The organism is Streptomyces sp. NPDC060031 (assembly GCF_042736805.1).
GTDB lineage: Bacteria > Actinomycetota > Actinomycetes > Streptomycetales > Streptomycetaceae > Streptomyces.
The window spans coordinates 1-5872 of sequence record NZ_JBHWVM010000178.1 but is presented as its reverse complement, the minus strand read 5'-3'; the positions used below and the strand labels follow the sequence as shown (position 1 = coordinate 5872).

The 5872-nt window shown below is 67.0% G+C and carries 4 protein-coding genes and 2 pseudogenes; 3 read left to right on the top strand and 3 right to left on the bottom strand.

From position 1 onward, the window contains the following. Positions 1 to 97: 97 nt before the first annotated feature. Positions 98 to 504, bottom strand: a pseudogene (locus tag ACFWB8_RS36585) (transposase); the annotation flags it as partial. Positions 505 to 1269: 765 nt separating this feature from the next. On the opposite strand from ACFWB8_RS36585, the gene ACFWB8_RS36580 reads away from it, so the two are divergent. Then, a complete protein-coding gene (locus ACFWB8_RS36580) occupies positions 1270 to 2199 on the top strand; it encodes a diacylglycerol/lipid kinase family protein (protein WP_385237491.1) in 930 nt (309 codons plus the stop codon). A gap of 469 nt (positions 2200 to 2668) precedes the next feature. Here ACFWB8_RS36580 and ACFWB8_RS36575 read toward each other — a convergent pair whose 3' ends face one another. Next, positions 2669 to 3028 carry a hypothetical protein gene (locus ACFWB8_RS36575; RefSeq protein WP_385237488.1) on the bottom strand — a complete coding sequence of 120 codons (360 nt, stop codon included), beginning with the start codon at positions 3026 to 3028 and terminating at the stop codon, positions 2669 to 2671. 149 nt (positions 3029 to 3177) lie between these two features. Here ACFWB8_RS36575 and ACFWB8_RS36570 point away from each other — a divergent pair, with 149 nt between their 5' ends. Next, positions 3178 to 3504: a transposase gene (locus ACFWB8_RS36570; protein ID WP_385237485.1), complete on the top strand. Its 327-nt coding sequence runs from the start codon at positions 3178 to 3180 to the stop codon at positions 3502 to 3504. A 5-nt stretch (positions 3505 to 3509) separates the two neighbouring features. Next, positions 3510 to 4268, top strand: a complete 759-nt coding sequence (locus tag ACFWB8_RS36565) for an IS3 family transposase (RefSeq protein WP_385237494.1) — start codon at positions 3510 to 3512, stop codon at positions 4266 to 4268. A gap of 645 nt (positions 4269 to 4913) precedes the next feature. On the opposite strand, the pseudogene ACFWB8_RS36560 reads toward ACFWB8_RS36565, so the two are convergent. Beyond that, positions 4914 to 5775: pseudogene (locus tag ACFWB8_RS36560) on the bottom strand (IS701 family transposase); the annotation flags it as partial. Positions 5776 to 5872 lie beyond the last annotated feature (97 nt).

The window sequence follows — 5872 nt, the reverse complement described above, 5'->3', positions numbered from 1 at the left end:
AGGACGTGATCGTGGCGACGCTGGAGTCCACTCCGGGCCGGGACACCCCCTGGTCACGGGCTTCGATGGCCGCTCGCACGGGGCTGTCGAAGTCGGCTTGCAGCCAGGCGACTTCCCGGGCCTGGGCACGGGCCGAGCGCAGAGCGGTCAGTGTCCTCTCGTCGGTGTCGGCGAGCAGTCGCCAGGCCGTCGCTGTCGAGGCGACGGGGCCGAACACCTCGCCTGGTCGCGCAGTACTGCCAGGTCCGCGATGGCCTCGCCTCCATCGGCGAGCATCACCGCCAGGTCGGTGGCGATCCCTCCCGGATCGTGTCCGGACCCGCGCGGCCGAAGCGGCCTGAGAGCGGCGGAGTACGCGGCGGTCAGCCCGGAGGCATCAGCGAGATCCGCCAGCAACCGTGCCCCGCCATGCCCGACCACCCCCGAACCATCGGCACTGACATGAACCTTGAGACGCAGCCCGATAGCCCGCACGGAGAAAGTGCCCTCCGCTTGGACCGACAGAACCCCTCAGCAAGGTTCATCGTTCCAGCTCAGGAAGACACTTTCGCGTTTCCGCCTCACCAACTGCCGTACCCAACCGAAACGGCGAGGCTAATTGCTTACGAATTATACGAATTAGAGGGGTCGCTTTACGGAAGGGGCTTGCCCACGGGGGCTGACCTGGGCAAAAGGGCGGTTGTCGGTTTAAGGGGTTCACACCTGCGGTCCCCCGCTGAAGGCAACCGTCCAGGCAACGGTTCAGCCGCCCTCCGGTGCAACCCTCTCCGCGACCGAGATTTCTCCCCGTCCAGCGGCCCGTCGCCCTAGCTAGGCGGGGAACAGGCGGCCACGCCCTCAGCGGCCGTCTCGACATGATGTTCGGCTTCGCGCTGGACACGGCCATCGGCGGCGTGGAAACCATCCCGCACGCGCCCGCGTGGAAGCTGTGGGGAAAGGCAACGGCCGCTCCGCCCGGGCCTCGCCTGATCACAGCAACTCGGGAAGCAGCTGCTCTCGGGCGGCTCGGCGATGTCCAGCCGTCGTGGAGCGTCGGCGGCCGCTTGATCGCTGCAGTTCCAGACGCAGCGCACGGACCCGCACCATGGGCTTCATGCAGCACGCCTCCGCAGCCTCTGAGGCGCTGGGCGGTCGTTCCCGACCAGCGAAGGGAACCCTGGTATGCCAGCCTGGTCGTATGGGGTCCAATCGGCCGGGCCGCGGCCGGGCTGGGCGGCAGAAGTGGGTGCGGTGATGGCTGGAACTGAGGCGCGTGAGCGGATAGTGGTCGTGACGAATCCCCGCTCGGGTGGAGGAAAAACTGCCCGTTTCGACTTGATCAACCGGGCTGAGGGGATGGGTGCGCAGGTTTGGTCGACCAGTGCCGAGCACGACGCGGCGTCGCTCGCCAGTCTCGCGGTCCAGGAAGGGGCTGAGGTACTGGGAGTCGCGGGAGGCGATGGAACGGTATCGGCCGTGGCCGCGGTGGCCGCCGACACGGATCGGCCGTTGCTGGTGGTCCCCGCGGGCACGCGCAACCACTTCGCCCGGGATCTCGGCCTCGACATCCGCGACCCTGTGTCCTCGCTCAGCGCCCTGATCGACGGCGTACCCACACGGGTGGACCTCGGCTCGATCGGCCCGCACGTCTTCGTCAACAACGTCTCTTTCGGCCTCTACGCCGACGCCCTGCTGGAAACCGGGTACCGGGAGGACAAGGCGCGCACCTTCGCTTCCGTCGCACCCGACTACCTCAAGGGAAGGCAATGCGTCGAGGCCGACGTGGAAACCCCGCGGGGAACCGTCCGGTCCCCGCAAGTGGTGCTGGTCTCCAACAACCCGTACCACCTCGCCACACCGCGCTATCTGGGGCGCCGCTTCACGCTCACCTCAGGACTGCTCGGCGGCATCGTGCTCAAGCGCCCGACCGAGACACCACCGGACATCCTCCGGCACCTTCGCAGTGAGCTGCTGCGGCGGCATCCAGGTCCGGGTACGGCAGGCGACCCAGCCATCACCTGGACAGCGGCCAGCATCACGTTGCACGGCGGGGGGCGGCAACTGCACGCGGGGATCGATGGTGAACTCGTGACGCTGCTTCTTCCCGTCACGTGCGAGGTCCGGCCACGTGGACTGCGAGTGCTGCTGCCGAGAGACCGACCAGGAATCCCACGGGAGCCGGCGCCCGGGCTACCGACACCACCGCGTGACAACAACTGAGAGGTCGGCCCGGGGCGTCGGACGGTCAATCGGTTAGAGCAACTTTTGGCCGACGAAATGACGCCTCACCCGACACCCCTGGAGGGATCTGTGTGAGCGGACAGTAACCCGCCGCCGAGCATAGGGAACATTTTTTCGATATCAGGTTGTCGGGGCGTAGGGGCTGGTCAGATCGGCGGTGCATGACGGGGACGCGCAGGAGGTATGGCTCGCCCGAACTGACCGCCGTGGCCTGTTCGCACAGGTCCGCCCCCGTGAAGCCGAGCAGCGCGTAGTCGGCGGCTCGCCGAAGGAGCGGCTGGACCTCGGCGAGGGCCCGGCCGCGGTATCTGTCGGCAAGCTCGGCAAAAGCCTGCGGGTAGGGGGTGTCGTACGTGGCTGCGCCGCGGGTGTGACCGCCGCTTCGTAGGGGGTAGCGGTCTTCTCGTATCTGGTGGCGATGCCGCGGGAGCCATTGAGCCGAAACCGGCTACTGGTGGATCACCGCGCACGGCTCCCCATGCACGACGTTGAACTCCACGCACAGCTTCGTGCCGTGGGCGAACTTCTTCCCGCCCTTCCACTTCCACCCGACCGTGGACAACTTCGTCATGGCCGCCGTGACCGGGGTGGCGTCCTTCCACCCGGTCAGCTCGGAGCGGTACCCCTTCAGGCGGGCGCGGACGCCGGTCCCGTGGCCTTCCATGTGGGCGCCCACGCCATCGACGCGCAGGCCCTTGCCGTAGACGGCCAGTCCCACCTTGCCGTCACTGGCCTTGGCGTTGGCGTGCGCGGGCGCGGCGGCGAACTCCAGGGCCGCCGCCGTCAGTGCGTAGATCGTCTTTCGCATGACCTTTCAACCAGTACGGAACGGGAAGGTCACCGGCGCTCAGGTCACGTCTCGTGGGGTGGTCCACCGCCCAACCCTCATCAACGTTCACCGGATCTCTGAACCGTTCCGGGTTCGGTAGGGACTCGATCGTTTGAGAGGATCGAGTTATGGCACGTCCTTCCCAGTACCCGCTTGAGCTGCGCCGTCGTGCGGTGCGGATGGTTGCCGAGGTGCGGCCCGACTACGACACCGAGTGGGCCGCGATGAAAGCGGTCGCCCAGAAGCTGGGCATCGGCACGACCGAGACTCTGCGCAAGTGGGTGCGGCAGGACCAGATCGACGCTGGAACCCGGCCGGTCGCGACGACGGAGGAGTCAGCCGAGCTGAAGCGGCTGAAGAAGGAGAACGCCGAGCTGAAGCGGGCGAACGAGATCCTGAAGGCCGCGGCAAGTTTCTTCGCGGCCGAGCTCGACCGGCCACACTCACGCTCGTAGCGTTCATCGACGAGCACCGGGACCGCTTCGGCGGAGTCGAGCCGATCTGCCGGGTCCTGACCGACCACGACTGCAAGATCGCCCCGTCCACCTACTACGCCCACCACAAGCGCCACCAGACACCCTCGGCCCGCACCGTCCGCGATGCCGAGCTGAAGGCCCTGATCACAAAGGCATACGAGGCCAATTACCGCGTCTATGGCGCTCGGAAAATCTGGCGGCTGCTGAACCGCCAGAAGGTTGACGTGGCCCGCTGCACCGTCGAGCGCCTCATGCGTGAGCTCGGCATCACCGGTGCAGTCCGCGGCAAGAAGGTGATCACCACGATCCCCGACGCGAGCGCGGACCGGGCCCCGGACCTCGTGGACCGTGACTTCGTCGCCCCGGCCCCGAACCGCTGCTGGGTCGCCGACTTCACCCACGTCGCCACGTTCGCCGGCGTCGTCTACGTCGCCTTCATCGTGGACACCTTCTCCCGCCGCATCGTCGGCTGGTCAGCAGCCACATCGAAGGAGACCAGGCTCGTCCTGGACGCCCTCGAGATGGCACTCTGGCAGCGTGAACGGGATCAATTTCCCTATAGAAAAGGCGAGTTGATTCATCACTCCGATGCCGGGTCGCAATACACGTCGTTCGCGCTGGCCGAGCACCTGGACCTGGCAGGGATCGCCGCGTCGATCGGATCGGTCGGCGACGCTTACGACTGTCAGTCTTTTCGCACCGGATCCCGCAAGGATCGGGTAGCCCCGGCCGAGGCGGTCTGACTCTTGCTTACGACTGACCCCGCGGGTGTCCTGGCGTTGATCTGTCGACGGCCCGGCCGGGCACGCAGCAAGCGCTGCCGCCGGACGGACGTGACCTGAAGCTCGACCTCCGAGAGCGTCTTCCATGGGCGGCGGGGTTTGATCAGCTCGGTCTTGAACAGGCCGATAGCGGAAATTTCACCGTGCAGTCGACGGTGGCAGTACCAGTCGACCCACTCGGCGGTGGCCATTAGGGCACATCCCGCCCGTCGAATACGAGACCAACTACTACCGCGAAACCACGAACCCCCAGGTCAGAGTCAAGATCTAGAGTCTCTACCGAACCCGGAACGGTTCACCAGCAGGATTTTGCTGTCTGGCCTGCGGGTTTCGTTGGGCGGCTGGAGTGTAGTGGGCGGCAGGGCGGTCAGGGGCGGTCTTCGACGGGCCGCCCCTCGACCGTGCGACAGCGTCGCTGGTAATGGCAGCGGCGGGCGACTGCTTGGCGTCGTCGGCGCCAGCTCGACCAGCTCAGCGCGTGGTGTCGTCCTCGGTTGCCACGAAGGTGCGGGGGTCGAGGGCAACAAGCTGCCAGGAGTCGCCAAACCTCCGCCACTGTGAACTCGATTGCCCCGGCTGTCTCACCGGTGCCACCCCCTTGTCCCAGGCCTGCTGTGCCGTGGCGGTCAGGAAGGCGTGCGCGAGCATGGACAGAGTGATGTGCCGGTACCAGCCCACGTAGCGGCGGACTTCGTACTCGTCCAGGCCGCACTCGTTCTTCGCGGCCTGGAAGCATTCCTCGATCGCCCAGCGTGATCCGGCGATCCGCACCAGCTCCTGGACGGTGGTCGCCAAAGGGGCGTAAGCGAGGTAGTAGGCGGTCTCGTCGGGCTTGCGGATGCTGCGGCGGGCCAGAGCCCACCGCATCCGGTGGGGACCTCGCCCTGGTAGTCGAACTCGGCGACGGCCGGCAACCGCACCGCCGCCCAGTGGTAGAGGCGAGGGCCCTTCGCGCCGTCACCGCACGAGATCTTCTCCCAGGCTTCGGCCGGGGCCTGCGCGAACAGGCCGTCGATGCGAGGGCAGCCCACGGTGGACTGGGACTTGGGCACGGCCAGCACGTAGCCGACGCCGGACTACTCCAGCATCCGGCGCAAGCGGCTCTCCTGTCCGTAGGCGGCGTCCGCGGTGACCCAGGCGACAGGCAGTGGCGAGGCGAGGCATCGCAGAACGATGCGCCGGGCCAGCTGGCCCTTGGTGGCGAACTCCCGCTCGTCGGGGACTTTGACCGCGCGGCACCGTTCGCGGTCCTCGGTCCAGGTCTTGGGCAAGTAGAGCTCGCGGTCGACCAGGGCCCGGCCCCGGGCCTCGCATAGGCGGCGAAGACGCCGATCTGGCAGTTCTCGGTGCGGCCGGCAGTTCCGGAGTATTGGCGTTGGACCCCTGCGGAGGTGGTGCCTTTCTTGATGAACCCGGTGTCGTCGACGATGAGGACGCCATCACTCTCACCGAGCTTGTCGGCGACGTATTGGTCATGTCCCTTGTGGTGGTGTAGCTGATCACTGGATGGTGCCAGGCAGGTTGGCGTTGGTGTCCGGATAGAGGCTGTCCATGCTTTCGATGGA